At 54.9% G+C, this 17088-nt stretch carries 11 protein-coding genes, 2 tRNA genes and 3 rRNA genes; 2 read left to right on the plus strand and 14 right to left on the minus strand.

Annotation, left to right across the window (positions count from 1 at the left end; translation table 11 throughout):
• Window positions 1–27: 27 nt before the first annotated feature.
• The 6 genes from GSQ81_RS12565 to GSQ81_RS12590 form a co-directional block, all read right to left on the minus strand.
• Window positions 28–1155, minus strand: a complete 1128-nt coding sequence (locus GSQ81_RS12565) for an acyltransferase (RefSeq protein WP_254060161.1) — start codon at window positions 1153–1155, stop codon at window positions 28–30.
• A 130-nt stretch (window positions 1156–1285) separates the two neighbouring features.
• Window positions 1286–1402, minus strand: a 5S ribosomal RNA gene (gene rrf / locus GSQ81_RS12570).
• 156 nt (window positions 1403–1558) lie between these two features.
• Window positions 1559–4509 (minus strand): 23S ribosomal RNA (locus tag GSQ81_RS12575).
• A gap of 395 nt (window positions 4510–4904) precedes the next feature.
• Window positions 4905–4980, minus strand: a tRNA-Ala gene (locus tag GSQ81_RS12580).
• A gap of 41 nt (window positions 4981–5021) precedes the next feature.
• Window positions 5022–5098, minus strand: a tRNA-Ile gene (locus GSQ81_RS12585).
• A 306-nt stretch (window positions 5099–5404) separates the two neighbouring features.
• Window positions 5405–6904 (minus strand): 16S ribosomal RNA (locus GSQ81_RS12590).
• The 16S, 23S and 5S rRNA genes sit together here with 2 tRNA genes alongside, the layout of an rRNA operon.
• A gap of 878 nt (window positions 6905–7782) precedes the next feature.
• Here GSQ81_RS12590 and GSQ81_RS12595 point away from each other — a divergent pair.
• Window positions 7783–8334 (plus strand): DUF4337 domain-containing protein, encoded by a 552-nt coding sequence (locus GSQ81_RS12595; RefSeq protein WP_158911069.1) that lies wholly within the window; start codon window positions 7783–7785, stop codon window positions 8332–8334.
• On the opposite strand, the gene GSQ81_RS12600 is transcribed toward GSQ81_RS12595, so the two are convergent.
• The 6 genes from GSQ81_RS12600 to GSQ81_RS12625 form a co-directional block, all read right to left on the minus strand.
• On the minus strand, window positions 8331–9611 hold the full coding sequence (locus tag GSQ81_RS12600) for a Gfo/Idh/MocA family protein (protein ID WP_254060162.1): 1281 nt from the start codon (window positions 9609–9611) through the stop codon (window positions 8331–8333). The genes GSQ81_RS12595 and GSQ81_RS12600 overlap by 4 nt on opposite strands.
• A 28-nt stretch (window positions 9612–9639) precedes the next feature.
• Window positions 9640–10590, minus strand: a complete 951-nt coding sequence (locus tag GSQ81_RS12605; protein ID WP_158911070.1) for a sugar phosphate isomerase/epimerase — start codon at window positions 10588–10590, stop codon at window positions 9640–9642.
• 115 nt (window positions 10591–10705) lie between these two features.
• The gene (locus GSQ81_RS12610; protein WP_158911071.1) at window positions 10706–11152 is read right to left on the minus strand and encodes a hypothetical protein; all 447 of its coding nucleotides are present in this window, start codon (window positions 11150–11152) and stop codon (window positions 10706–10708) included.
• 60 nt (window positions 11153–11212) lie between these two features.
• On the minus strand, window positions 11213–11686 hold the full coding sequence (locus tag GSQ81_RS12615; protein ID WP_158911072.1) for a carboxymuconolactone decarboxylase family protein: 474 nt from the start codon (window positions 11684–11686) through the stop codon (window positions 11213–11215).
• An 87-nt stretch (window positions 11687–11773) separates the two neighbouring features.
• Window positions 11774–12865 carry a DUF5700 domain-containing putative Zn-dependent protease gene (locus tag GSQ81_RS12620; RefSeq protein WP_158911073.1) on the minus strand — a complete coding sequence of 364 codons (1092 nt, stop codon included), beginning with the start codon at window positions 12863–12865 and terminating at the stop codon, window positions 11774–11776.
• An 82-nt stretch (window positions 12866–12947) separates the two neighbouring features.
• Window positions 12948–13628, minus strand: a complete 681-nt coding sequence (locus tag GSQ81_RS12625; protein ID WP_254060163.1) for a MarC family protein — start codon at window positions 13626–13628, stop codon at window positions 12948–12950.
• A gap of 69 nt (window positions 13629–13697) precedes the next feature.
• Here GSQ81_RS12625 and GSQ81_RS12630 point away from each other — a divergent pair, with 69 nt between their 5' ends.
• On the plus strand, window positions 13698–14639 hold the full coding sequence (locus GSQ81_RS12630; protein WP_158911074.1) for a branched-chain amino acid transaminase: 942 nt from the start codon (window positions 13698–13700) through the stop codon (window positions 14637–14639).
• Window positions 14640–14734: 95 nt separating this feature from the next.
• On the opposite strand, the gene GSQ81_RS12635 is transcribed toward GSQ81_RS12630, so the two are convergent.
• A complete protein-coding gene (locus GSQ81_RS12635) occupies window positions 14735–15235 on the minus strand; it encodes a hypothetical protein (protein WP_216846425.1) in 501 nt (166 codons plus the stop codon).
• A complete protein-coding gene (locus GSQ81_RS12640; RefSeq protein WP_158911076.1) occupies window positions 15235–16665 on the minus strand; it encodes a sigma-54 dependent transcriptional regulator in 1431 nt (476 codons plus the stop codon). Before GSQ81_RS12640 ends, GSQ81_RS12635 begins: the two co-directional genes overlap by 1 nt.
• Window positions 16666–17088: the final 423 nt, after the last annotated feature.

The raw sequence follows: 17088 nt of genomic DNA on the forward strand, positions 1-17088 counted from the left end.
TGCCCTGTGTGGATAGAGCCCTTCCTGTCACTGAACGGAGGAGTGGCCCGGCCGCGAAGTCGATGCAACAACTCTCCTCCTGGAAGTCAAATACCTCCGGATGGGGATGTCATAAGCGACCATTGCCACATACGCGACGCCCGTTAGAAGGATCACGCCGGTCGTCACGATGAGAGCCAGTTGCTGCGTTCCAGGTTTATGAGTGTTGTAGTAATTCATAAACATCCAGATCACGGCGTAGTGCGTCATGTACAGCGGATAGGAGATCTTCCCGGAAAATACGCAGAGGGTTTCAGACCTCTTCGTCAGCGCGGCTCCAGCTCCCAGACTGACCAGCAGAGGGAAATAGAACAAAATAACCAGTGCCTCTGCCAGCACATTCCATTTGAAGTACGGCATCATGAATGCGGCCAGCAGCAGCAGGGATAGGCTCGCAAAGCCGAGCCTCGTCTTGATAATCCAGTTGAAACGATAAATAAGCAGACCTGCTAAGAACGAATAAGCGACACGAGCGCCGCCATCCCAGAAGGTTGGGCCGCTCCATCCGCCGCCCAGCGATCCGGAATGATAACCGACCGCGCAAAGAACAGCAGCTGCGAGCGTAAGAAACAGTAGTAACGAGCGACGGCTGAGTCTGTAAAGGATGAAGGCGTAGAAGATATTGGCAACATATTCCCAAAACAGCGACCACGCAGGAGCGTTGAAGCTGAACAGATTAAAAGTACGCTCTGTCATCGCGGGATAAGGGATAAGAAAGATCGAGGCAAGGAAGATGAGCGCAACTCTGCCTATGCTGTAGGCATGCTGGATACCGGTAAATGGATCGAAGAGAAACGCGAACAAGCCCAGGACCGAACCCAGGATAACCAAAGGGTGCAGTCGTATCAGCCTTGATTTAAGGAATTCCACGACGCCCATCTTGCCAATCCGGTCATCGTAGGCGTATCCGATAACGAACCCGGATAAGCAGAAGAAGAAATCGACAGCCAGAAAACCATGTCCGATGAAATTCTTACTGTAGTCAGCGATGGCCATCTCCATAAAGTGGAAGGTGACCACCGACAAAGCCGCAATTCCCCTTAGTCCATCAAGAACTTCAAAGTGCCGCTTGGTCTTGAGAATTTCAGTGCTTAGCTTGCTGGTTCCTGTCTTCACTGTCTGCGTCACTTCCCCCATTGGTCCTTTGCCCCTGTAGTTGGTACTGCGCGTTGTCCGGAAGTACGCTTATTTGTTCTGGATCATAAATGAAAAGCCCCATCCTCGAAAGGATGGGGCTTCTGTATTATGCCGGCGATCACCTAATCTCCCACACACTTACGCGTGCAGTACCATCGGCCCAACGAGGCTTAACTTCCGTGTTCGGGATGGGAACGGGTGTGACCCTCGCGGTAAACTCACCGGCAAACTTTAGAAATATCGCTCTCGCGATCTTCCACAACTGAATAGATTGGGATTAGACGTTTGTTGCATGTTGCGTTTTATCCAAAAGTTATAACTACAAAGCTTGTATTGAATGACTCTAGAACAGTGGACTTTCTCACTGCGCAGAGTAAATTCTATGGACAAGCCGAACGGGCGATTAGTACTGGTAAGCTACATGCATTACTGCACTTCAACCTCCAGCCTATCAACCAGGTGGTCTTCCTGGGCCCTTCATTTCCCTTTTGGGTTGGGAGATCTCATCTTAGAGCGTGCTTCCCGCTTATATGCATTCAGCGGTTATCACAACCGAACTTCGCTACCCAGCCGTGCCCTTGGCAGGACAACTGGAACACAAGAGGTTCGTCCATCCCGGTCCTCTCGTACTAAGGACAGCCCTCTTCAAATCTCCTACGCCCACAGCAGATAGAGACCGAACTGTCTCGCGACGTTCTGAACCCAGCTCACGTACCACTTTAATCGGCGAACAGCCGAACCCTTGGAACCTTCTACAGCTCCAGGATGTGATGAGCCGACATCGAGGTGCCAAACCGAAGCGTCGATATGAACTCTTGGCTTCGATCAGCCTGTTATCCCCGGCGTACCTTTTATCCGTTGAGCGATGGCCCTTCCATACAGAACCACCGGATCACTAAGGCCTGCTTTCGCATCTGCTCGACTTGTAGGTCTCGCAGTTAACCACACTTATGCCTTTGCACTCGACGGTCGATTTCCAAACGACCTGAGTGTAGCTTCGCGCGCCTCCGTTACAATTTAGGAGGCGACCGCCCCAGTCAAACTACCCGTCTTACTATGTCCCTCTCCCGGATCACGGGAGCAGGTTAGAATCACAACACTCGCAGGGTGGTATCTCACCGTTGGCTCCACCGAACCCAAAAGTCCGGTATCAAAGCCTCCCACCTATCCTGCGCAGCAAGAGCCGTAACTCATAGTAAAAGTATAGTAAAGGTGCACGGGGTCTTTTCGTCTAGCTGCGGGTAACCGGCATCTTCACCGGTACTACAAGTTCGCCGAGCAACTCGTTAAGACAGTCGAACGATCGTTACTCCATTCGTGCAGGTCGGAACTTACCCGACAAGGAATTTCGCTACCTTAGGACCGTTATAGTTACGGCCGCCGTTCACCGGGGCTTCAGTTCAAAGCTTCGAGCTTGCGCCCTAACCTCTCCCTTTAACCTTCCGGCACCGGGCAGGAGTCAGCCCCTATACGTCGTTTTTGACTTTGCAGAGACCTGTGTTTTTGTTAAACAGTCGCCGTTCGCGTTTCACTGCGGCCCACCTAGGCTATGCACCCAGGGGGCGACCCTTCTCCCGAAGTTACGGGTCTAATTTGCCGAGTTCCTTAACAAGCTTTCACTCGAGCGCCTTTGGATATTCTCCTCGTCTACCTGTGTCGGTTTGTGGTACGGTTCCCAATCCCTCTCCTTAGAGGTTTTTCTTGGCAGCATGAAATCAGCAGCTTTCAGCCATACGGCTTACTGCTTTACGCCTCACTGTTAAGTCTCTCCGGATTTGCCTAGAGAAACCAGCTTACGCGTATCGAACCCCATAGCCATAGGAGGTCCTGCTTATCCTTCTGCGTCACCCCATCGTATAACGAGGTATTGGGAGGTCCGGAATATTAACCGGATTTCCATCGCCTACGCCTTTCGGCCTCGACTTAGGGACCGCCTAACCCTGAGCGGATTAACCTTCCTCAGGAAACCTTAGACTTTCGGCGTGAAGGGTTCTCACCTTCATTATCGCTACTTATGCCGGCAGGGTCTCTTCTCTAATGTCCACGTATCTTCCCAGTTACGCTTCATCCACGAGAGAATGCTCTCCTACCACGCACATCTAAAAGATGTGCATCCGCTGCTTCGGTATACAGTTTTAGCCCCGTTGTATTGTCGGCACCGGACCTCTTGACCAGTGAGCTATTACGCTTTCTTTAAAGGATGGCTGCTTCTAAGCCAACCTCCTGGCTGTCTGAGAGTTCCGACTTCCTTTCCCACTTAACTGTAATTTTGGGACCTTAGCAGGCGGTCTGGACTGTTTTCCTTTTGACTGTGAAGCTTAGCCCCCACAGTCTGACTGCCGGGCTGGTTGTAATTGGCATTCGAAGTTTGATTGGATTCAGTAAGCCGGAAAGCCCCCTAGTCCATCCATGTCTCTACCACCAATCCAAATCACCCGACGCTAGCCCTAAAGCTATTTCGGAGAGAACGAGCTATCACGGAATTTGATTAGCCTTTCACCCCTACCCTCAGCTCATCCGAGCTTTTTTCAACAAACACCGGTTCGGTCCTCCAATGGGTGTTACCCCATCTTCAACCTGGCCAAGGGTAGATCATCCCGCTTCGCGTCTATTCCTGCCAACTTATCGCCCTATTCAGACTCGCTTTCGCTGCGGCTCGCTCACGCTTAACCTTGCTGACAAGAATAACTAGCCGGCTCATTATGCAATAGGCACGCGGTCAGACATTCCCTTACGGGCATAGTCCTCCCACTGCTTGTAGGCACACGGTTTCAGGTACTTTTCACTCCCCTCAATGGGGTGCTTTTCGCCTTTCCCTCACGGTACTGGTTCACTATCGGTCAGAAACGAGTATTTAGCCTTACGGGATGGTCCCCGTGGATTCAAGCAGGGTTTCTCGTGCCCCGCCTTACTCAGGTACCTGCTTCGAGTCTGGATCGTTTTCGCCTACGGGTCTGTCACCCTCTTTGGATCTCCTTTCCAGAAGATTCAGCTAACAACCAGATTGGTAACTCTACTTTTGCAGGCCCTACAACCCCCGAGACACCGAAATGTCACGGGTTTGGGCTGTTCCGATTTCGCTCGCCACTACTATCGGAATCGAGGTTTCTTTCTCCTCCTGGAGGTACTGAGATGGTTCACTTCCCTCCGTTCGCCTGTTCCTACCTATGAATTCAGTAGGACATACCCAGGTTTTACCTGGGTGGGTTTCCCCATTCGGAAATCTCCGGATCAACGCGTGTGTGCCGCTCCCCGAAGCTTATCGCAGCTTGCCGCGTCCTTCATCGCCTGTTTCTGCCAAGGCATCCACCGTGCGCCCTTAGTAGCTTGACCATAGAATTTACTCGCACGCAGCAGAGTGAAAACCTCTGCAACTAGAGCAATCTACGTTTTGATAATTGTCCACGCCTGTGTCGTACAACCTTCATCTCAACTTGCGAGAATCAGGTCGGTAACACGAAAATTATTCTAAAGACACTCAATACTGATTGACAGCCTTCTTCGGAAACTACCCGAAGACATGCTGCTCAGCCTTGTAGTTATATTTACCCAATCTATTCAGTTGTCAAAAATCGTTGAGCGAACCGTATTGCTACGTTGTCGCATCGCACCCTAAGGCGGCTTGAGCATTCCTGCTCAAGGTTCAACCTCGCTCTATCAAGAGCAGAAGCTCAACCTCAAGCAGACATCGCTTGGTGAAACATATCGAAGATGCCAATCGAGAAGTATGGTGGAGCTGAACGGGATCGAACCGTTGACCCCCTGCTTGCAAAGCAGGTGCTCTCCCAACTGAGCTACAGCCCCATGGCTACAAGTCTAAATCAGACGGGTAGTTGAGATAAAGGTGGTGGGCCTGGGTAGATTCGAACTACCGACCTCACCCTTATCAGGGGTGCGCTCTAACCAACTGAGCTACAGGCCCGACTCTACAGCATGGAACCCGAAGGCTCGATGCGCAGGCTGCTCTGTTGTTGACTCCTAAGAATCAAAAATCGAGCTCTCTCGAAAGGTTTCGAGGACACAGTTGAACGTGCATGGCAGCTACGCCGCCATTGACCATCGGTGTTGACAGATAACGAAAAAAAGAAGGTTTAGTTCAGGCTCATCTGCAGTCACCGAAGTGCTTGCAGATGGTTCTTGGCAACGTCACTATCAACTCAACCTAATCGCAAAATCAGGCTGCCTGCAATCGCAGGGCGTTGAAGTGTGCCAAGACGTTCTCTTTTAGAAAGGAGGTGATCCAGCCGCAGGTTCTCCTACGGCTACCTTGTTACGACTTCACCCCAATCATGAATCACACCTTGGGCGGCTGCTTCCTTGCGGTTAGCGTACCGACTTCTAGTGCAACCCACTTTCGTGATGTGACGGGCGGTGTGTACAAGGCCCGGGAACGTATTCACCGTGGCATGCTGATCCACGATTACTAGCGATTCCAGCTTCATGGAGTCGAGTTGCAGACTCCAATCCGAACTGAGGCCGGCTTTTTCCGATTAGCTCACCCTCGCGGGGTTGCAGCGGTTTGTACCGGCCATTGTAGCACGTGTGTAGCCCTGGACATAAAGGCCATGAGGACTTGACGTCATCCCCACCTTCCTCCCCGTTATCCGAGGCGGTTTCGACAGAGTGCTCAACTAAATGGTAGCAACTGTAGATAAGGGTTGCGCTCGTTGCGGGACTTAACCCAACATCTCACGACACGAGCTGACGACAGCCATGCAGCACCTATATAGCGGTCTATTGCTAGACGCCGACGTTTCTGCCGGATTCCACTACATTTCGAGCCCAGGTAAGGTTCTTCGCGTTGCGTCGAATTAAACCACATGCTCCACCGCTTGTGCGGGCCCCCGTCAATTCCTTTGAGTTTCAGCCTTGCGACCGTACTCCCCAGGCGGATTGTTTATCGCGTTAGCTTCGACACGGCAGGATTGGGTACCTGCCACATCAAACAATCATCGTTTAGGGCTAGGACTACCAGGGTATCTAATCCTGTTTGCTCCCCTAGCTTTCGTGCCTCAGCGTCAGTTATGGTCCAGTGAGCCGCTTTCGCCACAGGTGTTCCTTCCGATATCTACGCATTTCACCGCTACACCGGAAATTCCACTCACCTCTCCCATACTCAAGCCCGGCAGTTTCTTATGCAGGCTTCGGGTTGAGCCCGAAGATTTCACACAAGACTTGCCAAACCGCCTACGCACCCTTTACGCCCAATAAATCCGAACAACGCTTGCCCCCCTCGTATTACCGCGGCTGCTGGCACGAAGTTAGCCGGGGCTTCTTCTATAGGTACCGTCATTATCTTCCCTATCGAAAGGAGTTTACATCCCAAGGGATTTCATCCTCCACGCGGCGTTGCTGCGTCAGGGTTTCCCCCATTGCGCAAAATTCCCCACTGCTGCCTCCCGTAGGAGTCTGGACCGTGTTTCAGTTCCAGTGTGTCCGTGCGCCCTCTCAGGCCGGATACAGATCATCGTCTTGGTGGGCCATTACCCCGCCAACTAACTAATCTGCCGCGAACTCCTCTCCAAGCGCATTGCTGCTTTGACTCGTAAGTGTTATGCGGTATTAGCTAAGATTTCTCTCAGTTATTCCCCACTCGGAGGTAGATAATTCACGTGTTACTCACCCGTGCGCCACTTTACTCAGGTATTGCTACCCTTTCTCGTGCGACTTGCATGTGTTAGGCACGCCGCCAGCGTTGATTCTGAGCCAGGATCAAACTCTCGTTTAATCTTGGTTTGCTTGCCGTCCATCGACAGGGGTCGGGACGGTTCAAGCGCCCCCGGTGCTCGAAAGACCGGAGGTTTATAACTAGTGAGAATGACTAAACCAAATTTCGTATCATCTCACGACTGGCACGTTCAACTATGTTGTCAAAGATCCGAACTGCATCCACCTAAGTGGGCAGCTTTGGATCAAGGACGAAATCGGCATAAGCCAGATTTGTGTCCTCGAACTTGATGCGCTGTTTTCGTCTGTATTGACTGCTTACTCAGGCTTCGCTTACTTCTTAGTGGCTTTGTTTCAGCCTTTTAGCGTACCGTTCAGCAGTTCGTGACGTTTTAGCGAACTTTCTAAGATTATCGAAGTTTTCATCGTCTGTCAACTTCTTTTTTCAAGCTATTTGAGGCTTTCTACTTTGCCTCAAACGCTCGAACAATCTTGTTCGCGCAGCACAGATATCTCAAAACATCGTGACGACCAAAACATGATCGCGGAGCACTTAGCTCCTAATATTCAATTGCAGTTGCTTGGGTTTGGTTACCGGCTGGCCTTAGGCTCATTGCCGATCAAACGCTTGGACTGCGCTCCGACATCCCTTTACAAGCCGCTCATCTACTACAAGAGCCAAGGTGCGAAGCTTTTATTTCTCTTACTGCCTATTCAGAGTACCGTGCTTTTCAATTCCTTGCAAGCACTGCGTTTCTGCGACTTCCTGAGATTAGCAGTGAGTTCGGCTTCATGCAACCTTTCACCCTGTTGAAAACCGGCCATTCCTGTAGAAAACTCGGCCATCCTCAATAGAGACGCGGTGATAAGAAATCTGAAGGCGGCCTGATTCTTTTATCCGCGCACCCAAAACCGCTTTCTCAAGCTAAAATCCCCATCATGGAACCCACCGAAATGCAGGAGTTCACCAAGCAACTCCACGAGGCCAACGAAGAGGGTGGTGAATCGCTCACCCGTATCTCCCTGGCTATCTCTATTCTTGCCGTTCTTGTTGCCATGGTCACCGTGCTCGGGCATCGCAGCCACACCGAAGCCATCCTGATGCAATCCCGCGTCGCCGATCAATGGAACCTCTACCAGGCCAAGAAGATCCGGATGGACAGCCTCTCGGTCACGGTGGATCTCATTCCACTGCAAAACTTCGCCAACGCCGCCGGTGCAGCCGCCAAGCAGCAGGAGTATAAAGCGCACATCGAAAAGTGGAAGGGTGACCTCGTCGAAGAGCAGCAGAAGGCCCACGAATACGAGCATGAGGTCCATCTCGCGGAGCGGCGCGCCAGCCATTACGATCTCGGCGAAGCGCTGCTGCAGATCGCCGTGGTCCTCTCCTCGATCACGCTCTTCACGCGTCGCCGATCCTACTTCTTTCTCGGCATCGGCATTGGAGGCATCGGGCTGGTGATCGCATCCTTAGCCTTGTTCGTTCGCTAGCTGAAGCGGCTGACGTCCATCCCCAGCGCAAACTTCTCTCCGTGCGTCTGCAACTCGTCCCACGTCACCTCGCGCCGGGTGTATCCGGCCATGCGGCCTAACATGCAGGTCTGCGCGGTCTCCACGCCCGCTGCAATCTGGTTGTGGAAGCGGCCCGACGTTATGCTCTCGATGAAGCTCCGGTCCTTTTCGCGATCGGCGAACTCCAGGTTGTCCTTGAACTCGCCGCTCGCGGAAAACTTGCCCGGCTCTGTTGGGGCGCCCTGCGCATCCTGCCATGACCATGCATCCTTACCGAGGATTCTGATCGCGCCTGCATACGGAATGTCGGCTGACCCCTGCGCCCCAAAGACACGCAAGCCTGCCTCAAAGAAGCCGTAGTCGCCGAACTGCGTCGAGACGAAGCTTACGTGCACGTCGTTCGGGTAGGTGTAGTCCACCTGATAGTTGTCCCAGCAGTCACCGGCGTGCGTCAGGATATTTCTGCCTCCAGTAGCCGTTGCCTTCAGCGGATGCGCGCCCAGCACCCAGTTGCACAGGTCGATGATGTGAATGTTTTGTTCGACCAGAATGTCGCCTGAAAGCACCCTGTCCCAAAGCCAGTTCCGCAGCCGCCACTCGTCGTGCGAAGCGCCTGCAGGTGCCGTCTTCTCGGTCGAGGCAGGCGCATAGTAGCTCGCCGAGATGGACGCGATCTTTCCCAGCGCACCGGCCTGCACTTTTTCGATCACCGCGGCAATCGGCGGCGCTTTCCGCACCTGGAAGCCCACATCCACGCTGAGCTTGCCTTGCACTCTCGCTGCAATCTCCAGCGCCTTCTTCGATTGCGCTACATCGACGCCTACCGGCTTCTCGCAGTAGGCATGTTTACCTGCGTTGACCACACCTTCCAGATGTTCGACATGAAACCACGGCGGCGTCGAGATCTGCACCATATCGATGTCTTTGGAGTGAGCAAGCTCCAGAAATGCGTCGTGACCATGGAACGTCAGCCTGTCCTGGACCGCCGCGTGGCCGAGTCCTGCGTTCAACTGATCGAAGTGCTGCTTGCCTAACGCGAGTTTGTCGGGAAAGATGTCTGCCAGTGCCACCACACGCGCCGTCGTGTTCTTTGCAAACGAGCTTGCCACCGACGTTCCCCGGTTGCCGCAGCCCAGCAGCCCCATGCGCACTGCCGAATTCGCCTCGTACCCAAACACTGTCTTTGACTTCAGCAGTAACAGTCCTGATGCCGCAGCCCCCGCCTTCACAAACTCCCGCCTGTTCATCGCCTTCATGCGTTCTCCCCTTTTATGCTCGCAATCGTCAGCCGACCACATCGGCCAGAACTTTCTCCAGATACGCCTTCTCCTCGCGCACATCGGCAATCTGCTGTGGCCCCGAGGTCTCCCGCTCAATCGTCACCGCGCCGTTGTACCCCAGATGGTGCAGCTTGGCGAACACCTTATGAAAATCGACCAGCCCGGTGCCGATCAGCACCTCTTCGCCCAGCTTGTTGGGGTCGGTGGGCCAGCGGCCATCCTTGGCATGAATACTCTTCACATGCGGCCCCAGAATGTCCACCGCATCCACCGGGTTCGCCTTGCCATACAGAATCAGGTTAGCCGTATCGAGCCCGACTCCGAGATTCGGCTGCGCCACATCGCGCAGCATCCGCGACATCGTCGTCGGCGTCTCCTGCCCGGTCTCCATCAGGAAGTCCTGACCATTGCCCGCGCAGTGTTTCGCCACCTCGCGAATCGCAACCACCGCCTCCGCGTAAAGCGGATCGGCAGGATCTTCGGGGATGAATCCGCAGTGCGTCTGCACCTGGCCCACACCCACCAGCTTCGCGAAGTCAGAAGCCTGGCGCAGAGCATCCATCCGCACCGCTCGCGTGGCCCGTGGAACCAGCCCAATCGTCGATGGCCCCTGCATGAAATCCCACACCAGCTTGCCCGGCCCCACCACTTCCACAGCAGTCGCCTTTACGCCATAGCGGTCGAGCAATCCACGCATCTCGGTCGCCAGCTCCGGCGTAAATTTGCCGATATAAGCGTCGAGTGAGAGAAAGCAGGTTGTCAGGCCCAGATCATGCACCCGCTTGATCGTCTCCTCCGGCCCATGAAACGGCGAGATCACCAGCCCCAGGTCCATCGTCCTGCCCATGCGTACCGGAGTACCCCTCGCCGCCGCAGGCGTCGTTGCCTCAGCCATCCCCGATGCACCTGCCAGCGCAGCCGTCGCCGCCAAACTCAGAAAATCTCTTCGCAGCATCGATCCCCCCTTGCCGGAAAAGTCCGCAACGCCGATGGGCGGCGAACTTCCAACGCGCCCACCTTACCAGAAGTCCGTCCGGGATGACCAAATCGAACGACGGACATCAGATGTTCTATCGAGAAAAGTGGCTAACTACCAGAGCTATAGGAAGCCCGACAAAACAGATGTGAATCGCCAGTTGAATCAGAAAGGCCTTCGCCGAAAATACTCGTTTAGGAGCTGCCGATAGCGGAAGCACAATGCGGCTCATCACCACATGAACGACAGCGCCGTAGACAGCGCCACACACAAACGGCATCTCTATCAGGAATGGCCACACGCGGCTAAGCGCGTAGTAGACGGCTGCAACCACAAACGCAATCGCAAAGTGAAAGAGCAGGCCGATGGCGGCAATCTTCTTTCCTCCGCTGAATGCAGAAGCTCCTAACGCGCCGCTGGCAATTCCCTGCCAGAGCCTCTCAAGCGAAAGGCCCTGCAGGGCAAACAGCGTCGAGGTAGCAGTGATGTCCAACGTGCCAGCCAGCAAACCGGCAAGGGTAATCGTCTCAAGTCCCGTCATCGCGTCCTGATCTTTTTGAGTGAAGGGGCGAAACTCCGGCGCGAACCGGCATTTCGCTGCCTACTGCGTGTGGGATTTGTAGGCTCCGACCTTATACGTCCCCGGAGTCGTGCGCGCTGCAATACTCAGCCGGTTCCACGCATTGATGGTGGTGATGGCGATGCTCAGGTCGGTCAGTTCTTTCTCATTGAACTGCTTCCGCGCCTCTTCGTACACAGCATCCGGCACATGGCCCTGCGTTATCAGCGTCAGCGCCTCGGTCCAGGCCAGAGCCGCACGCTCGCGATCGGTGTACCACGGGCACTCCCGCCAGGCATCGAGCGAGTACAACCGCTGTTCCTCTTCTTCCAGCGCCCGCAGGTCCTTCCAGTGCATGTCCAGACAGAAGGCGCAGCCATTGATCTGCGAGGCACGCAGCTTTACCAGATGCAACAGCCCTTCCTCCAGCCCGCACCCATGCAGATAAGACTCCAGCCCGCTCATCGCCCGGTAAGCATCCGGTGCTGCCTTGAAATAGTTAAAGCGCTGTTCCATGAATTCAAATCTCCTGGTAGGGTTTGCCGACGTTCTTTGGATGACTGGAGATAAAGCTACGTTCCAAAGAAAAACGCACAGGTATCCCTAACGATCTTCACCCATCGTCTTCAGCCGTTTCGCCAACTCAGGGTTGAACCGGAATGGTTCCTGCTTCACATGTGCGCACTGGTTGTATACGGCGAGCAGGCTCCGGGGATCGTCCATCACAGCAAGAACACCTGCTTTGCCGCGCTCCTCCTCGATTACATACAAAAGCTTTGCTCCGGTTGCGTGATATCCCTCGCCAAAGAAATCCGACACGGCCGTCTGATACTCCTGCTCCGACAGCTTTCCATCCATCGACCGCTGCAAGATCTCCTGCGATTCCGGCAGCAGCTTCGGCAACCGCTCCAGATCGGGCTGAATGTGTCGCTGGTCTTCCAGCTCTGCCCAGCTTCCATGCGCGTTAATCAGAAGCGTCGCGCTTCCCTCCATCAACACATCCACCAGAAAAGTCCACGCCTGAATCTGTCCGCCTTGCAGATGGAGCTGATCCTGCTTTTTATCGAGAATCCGACCGTAGCCGACGTGATGGGTCTCGTGAGCAAAGAACTCCAGCATCTCCTGCTGTGTCATCGGTTCGGAGTGCCCCTTCGACCGCCAGAGATCATCGAGCAGATCAATATAAATCCCTTGCTCAGATGCCGCCGCTCCCGCACGCCCGCCCATCACGAAGTACAGCTTCGGCGCCAACTGCACCGGCTCGGGCAAATTCTTCAGCGCAAGCGGAACAACCCCGTCGAACTTCTGGTTTGCTTCTGCGATCGCTAATCTCTTCTGCAACTCGGCAGCGTGCTGTCTTCCCCAGATCAACGAAGGGGCTACATCTTCGGTCAGCCCCTGCACACCTTTTTCTGCTCTTGCACCAGCTTCAGACGGCTCTATATGTGCAATTTTGCCCTTGCATGCTGCGATAAGAACATCTCTGTACTGCGCCGTCGTAATCCTCCGCGAGATATTCTGCTGGCCAATAATGAGCTGAGTTCCCGGCAGCGTGATTACTCGGTCAATATCTTGCGCCGATACAGGCCCTGTACTGCATTCCCGCAGAAGTCCCAGCATTGCCTGCGCCTGCGTTGCATCCACATGGGTCTTCGCGTAGCCAGTGGCAGCACTGGCAACAGTGGTCCAAACCAATAACGCTCTCACCAGCCGAATTCGCAGCATAGTGACGGTACGGACACTTCCCAGCTTTAGTTCTTAGCCCTTACCCCTGCCGCTAAGGCTTCGCGATCACACCCAGATCGACCATGCCGTTCACGAAGTACTGCACCGCCAGCGCCACCAGCAGCAGTCCCATGATGCGCACCAGGATCCTGATCCCGGTATCTCCCAGCGCCCGAGCAACCTTGTCCGAGTTCCCCAGCACCAGATAGCAGATCGCCGCTGTAATAAAGATCGAGATCAGGATGGCTGCCATCTGCCACCGCGTCTGCGCCTGGCCTACCAGCACCATCACGCTGGTAATGGCTCCTGGCCCGGCCAGCATCGGGATGCCCAGCGGAACGATTCCGGCATCGTCCTTTGCTGCTGCCTCCGTCGTATCTTCGCTGGACTCCTGAGTCGGCGACCGCTTCGCCTCCAGCATGTCCAGCCCGATCAGCAGGAGGATGATGCCGCCCGCGATCTCAAACGCCGGCAGCGTAATCCCGAACATGCGAAAGATGTACTGCCCGGCAATCGCAAATGCCGACAGAAATACGAGTGCCGTCAGCGAAGCCTTCCACGCCATCCGCCGCCGCCGCTGTTTATCCGCCCCTGCCGTGACCGCCAGAAACGTAGGCAGCGCGGCAAACGGGTCTACCAGAAAGAAGATGGAGCTTAGCGCCAACACGGAGAATCGCACGTACGCCGACCGCTCCAGCACCGCCAGGCTCATCGAATGGGCGTCAAGAATCACTCCTCATTCTCCCACGCCCCTGTCAACACACGGCTATAATTAAACATTCAGCCCTCAGGAGCGAATCGCATGGCCCTTCAGACTACGAACAATATCTGGCACAACGGAAACCTCATTCCCTGGGACAAAGCCCAGATCCACGTCATGTCCCATGTCGTCCACTACGGGTCTTCGGTGTTTGAAGGCATCCGCTGTTATACGCAGCCCAACGGAGCTGGCGTCTTCCGCCTGCAGGAGCACATGTCGCGCCTGCTCGACTCCGCCAAGATCTACCGTATGCCCCTGCCCTACACGGTCGATCAGCTCTGCTCCGCCGTCGTCGATGTCGTCGAAGCCAATGGCATCGCCCCCTGCTACATCCGGCCTATTGCATTTAGAGGCTATGGCGAAATTGGCGTCAATCCCCTCACTTCTCCTGTCGAGGTCTACATCGCTAACTTTCCCTGGGGCAAATACGTCCCCGGCAATGCCGGCGCGGACGTATGCATCTCCAGTTGGAACCGGCTCGCGCCCAACACCATGCCCTCGCTCGCCAAAGCCGGCGCCAATTACATGAACTCGCAGCTCATCCGCATGGAGGCTGAGGTCAACGGCTACTCCGAGGGCATCGGGCTCGACGTCAACGGCTATCTCTCCGAAGGCTCGGGCGAAAACCTCTTTCTCGTCAAGGGCGGCATCCTCTATACGACGCCCCTCGCCAACTCGGTACTCAGCGGCATCACCCGCGCCTCGGTCATCACGCTGGCCAGGCAACTCGGCATCGAAGTCGTCGAGCAGGCGCTGCCCCGTGAGATGCTCTACATCGCCGACGAGGCCTTCTTCACCGGCACCGCCGCCGAGGTTACACATCTGCGCTCGGTCGACCGCATCCTGGTAGGCGACGGCACCATGGGGCCTATCACCAGCGCCCTGCACGAAGAGTTCTTTGCCATCGTCAACGGCCTCAAGCCCGACCGCCACAACTGGCTCACGCCGGTCAACGTCAAGGTAGCCGAGCCTGTCGGCGCGTAAAACTCTTCTACCGCTTCAAGCAAGTGGCCCTCCCGATTATCGAGAGGGCCATTTCAATTTGCGCTGCTTAGTTTCGTTACAGATAGACCATAAGCCTAAGCCTTATGGAGGCTCTTGGACGGGTTCCGCAGGCCCAGCACATGAAAGTCTTTGAGGCCGCCCTTCAGCACGTAAACCAGCTTGTTGTTGCCGTTCGGGTCGGTGGGCATCAAAAAGAAGCCGTCCTGCAGCACAAAGTCGGAGTTATTGCTGACGATTCCCTCAATCATCTCGCTGTCATGGAAGTAAACGCGCACCCACAGGCCTTCAAGAACCGGCGCATGTCCATGAAAGTGCAGCGCCCTGTGCTTGAGATCTCCCTCGAACGTCTTGACGAAAAAGACCGCCTTGGCATCCTTGGTGGGCACCTCTTCGATTGTCTGAGAGTCCAGCAGGCGCAGCCTGATCGAGTCCAGAGGCGACTCCTGCGTGCTGTGCAGAAGCTCCTCAACCGATCCCAAATCCGTTACTTCCGCAAAGCCGCGCACAGCCCGGTCTTCATACCGGACAACGATCCGATGTGTATTTGCTGACTCTCCATCGCCACGTTGCGCCACTAAGCCTGACTCCGCGGAGAGAGATCGTACTGCTTAATCTTGTAGAGCAAAGCCTTGTAGCTGATCTGAAGGTCGCTGGCTGCGGCCTTCCGGTTCCATCCAGTTCCCTCAAGCACGCGAGCAATTGCCGTCGCCTCCGCGTCGCCCTTCAACCCTCGAACCAGGGCCTTAAGCCCGGCTCCGTTTGAGGCTTCTCCGGCGGTACCGGAAGAGCTCTGGCTACCACCTGACGGGGAAAGCTCGTCCAGAATCGCGCGCTCATCCCCCAGAACCAGGTAGCGATTGACAACGTTTTCCAGTTCGCGCAGATTGCCGGGCCAGGGATGCTCAGTCAGCGCATTCATCAGTCTTGGCGAGAAGGGAAGCTCATCGCGCCCATACCGCTTTGCTCCCTTGCGCATAAAGTACTCGGAAAGCACGGGAATCTCCTCCCTGCGCTCGCGCAGCGGGGGGATGTTGAGCGTGAAGCCGTTGAGGCGATAGTACAAATCCTCGCGAAAGGTCTTCTGCGCCATCGCCTCTTTCATGTTGATATTCGTTGCCGCGATCACGCGCACATCCACCTTCATCGGAGCGCGGCTGCCGAGGCGCGAAAAAGTTCCATCCTGCAATACCTGCAACAACTTAGCCTGTAGAATCGCGGGCATCTCGCCGATCTCGTCGAGAAAGATCGTTCCGCCGGTGCAGACTTCAAACTTTCCGGGCTTGGTCTTGATCGCGCCGGTAAATGCGCCCTGCTCGTAACCGAATAATTCGCTTTCGAGCAGCTCGGCTGGAACGGCAGCGCAATTGACCTTCAGGAAGATATGCTGGCTGCGGGCCGACATCATGTGCGTGTAGAGCGCAAGAATCTCTTTTCCGGTGCCGCTCTCCCCAAGGATGAGCAGAGGGATATCGGCGCGGGCCACCAGCGCGGCCTGCGACTCCAGATCGCGCATCCGCTTGCTAGACCGCACGAAGGAATGGGTCTCGTTCAGAGGTATCTCGCGAGGCGTATCCGCCGATGATGTCTTCTTGTCCGCGGATGCGAGCTGCTCTTCAATGGTCGCTTCCACGTCGCAGCCGACAAATGGCTTCATCACGATGGCCTTGACGCCCAGCCTGATGACCGTCTCGATGTCACGCAGCTCGGACGAGCCTGAGAGCACAATGACTGGAAGATGCGGCTTGGAACAACGAATCTGGGTCAGCAACGGGAGCGAGTCGCGGTTGCTGTGCAGGGCCAGCAAAAGAAGATCGGGCTCGTCGCGCTGTTCGAGCCTGTCAAGCAACGTTTGTTCTTCCGAGAACAGACTAAGGACGTATTTGCCCCCAAGGGTCGACCGGAGATAATCAAGAACCGCCAGGTCCGGTTCCAGAATAAGAATCTGGGCCCGCGACTTCGCAGTGGACTTCGAAACAGAGACCGGATGAGACAGCGAAGTTGCCATACCAAAAAACCTCTTTGTCGCAGACTTGGCCAATTACCAAATCTTGCGATACTCATGAACCCGAATCGTTCCCTATTCGAACCCAACTCGTCTTCGATCTATCCGTCAAAATACTCTGACGGCCCTGCTGCCCGAATTCTAGATCGGTCGTGAAAGAACCGCGACAGAAAAAATGTTAACAACTTTGCCGACAAAAGAGATAAAGGTTTTCCATTTCTCTTCTCCGAACAGGTCTAGCTTACTATGCAACTTACATTGCAGATGAGAACAAAATGTCATTTTTTTGCAGATTACTTTGGTAAACATTTTCACTATGACCTCGCAAAAGCTGATGAATATGGGATTACATCAGCAATCGAAGAAGGCCTACTCTTCTAATACGTTAGTTTGAGCAAAAAAGATGTCCCCATCTCCATCTCTTTG

Source organism: Granulicella sp. L56 (genome assembly GCF_009765835.1).
Lineage (GTDB): Bacteria > Acidobacteriota > Terriglobia > Terriglobales > Acidobacteriaceae > Edaphobacter.

What these genes read in the sequence shown, in the direction of transcription:
- GSQ81_RS12595 (WP_158911069.1), top strand. Translation starts at nt 7,783, where the DNA reads ATGGAACCCACCGAAATGCAGGAGTTCACCAAGCAACTCCACGAGGCC.
- GSQ81_RS12600 (WP_254060162.1), bottom strand. Translation starts at nt 9,611, where the DNA reads ATGAAGGCGATGAACAGGCGGGAGTTTGTGAAGGCGGGGGCTGCGGCA.
- GSQ81_RS12605 (WP_158911070.1), bottom strand. Translation starts at nt 10,590, where the DNA reads ATGCTGCGAAGAGATTTTCTGAGTTTGGCGGCGACGGCTGCGCTGGCA.
- GSQ81_RS12610 (WP_158911071.1), bottom strand. Translation starts at nt 11,152, where the DNA reads ATGACGGGACTTGAGACGATTACCCTTGCCGGTTTGCTGGCTGGCACG.
- GSQ81_RS12615 (WP_158911072.1), bottom strand. Translation starts at nt 11,686, where the DNA reads ATGGAACAGCGCTTTAACTATTTCAAGGCAGCACCGGATGCTTACCGG.
- GSQ81_RS12630 (WP_158911074.1), top strand. Translation starts at nt 13,698, where the DNA reads ATGGCCCTTCAGACTACGAACAATATCTGGCACAACGGAAACCTCATT.
- GSQ81_RS12640 (WP_158911076.1), bottom strand. Translation starts at nt 16,665, where the DNA reads ATGGCAACTTCGCTGTCTCATCCGGTCTCTGTTTCGAAGTCCACTGCG.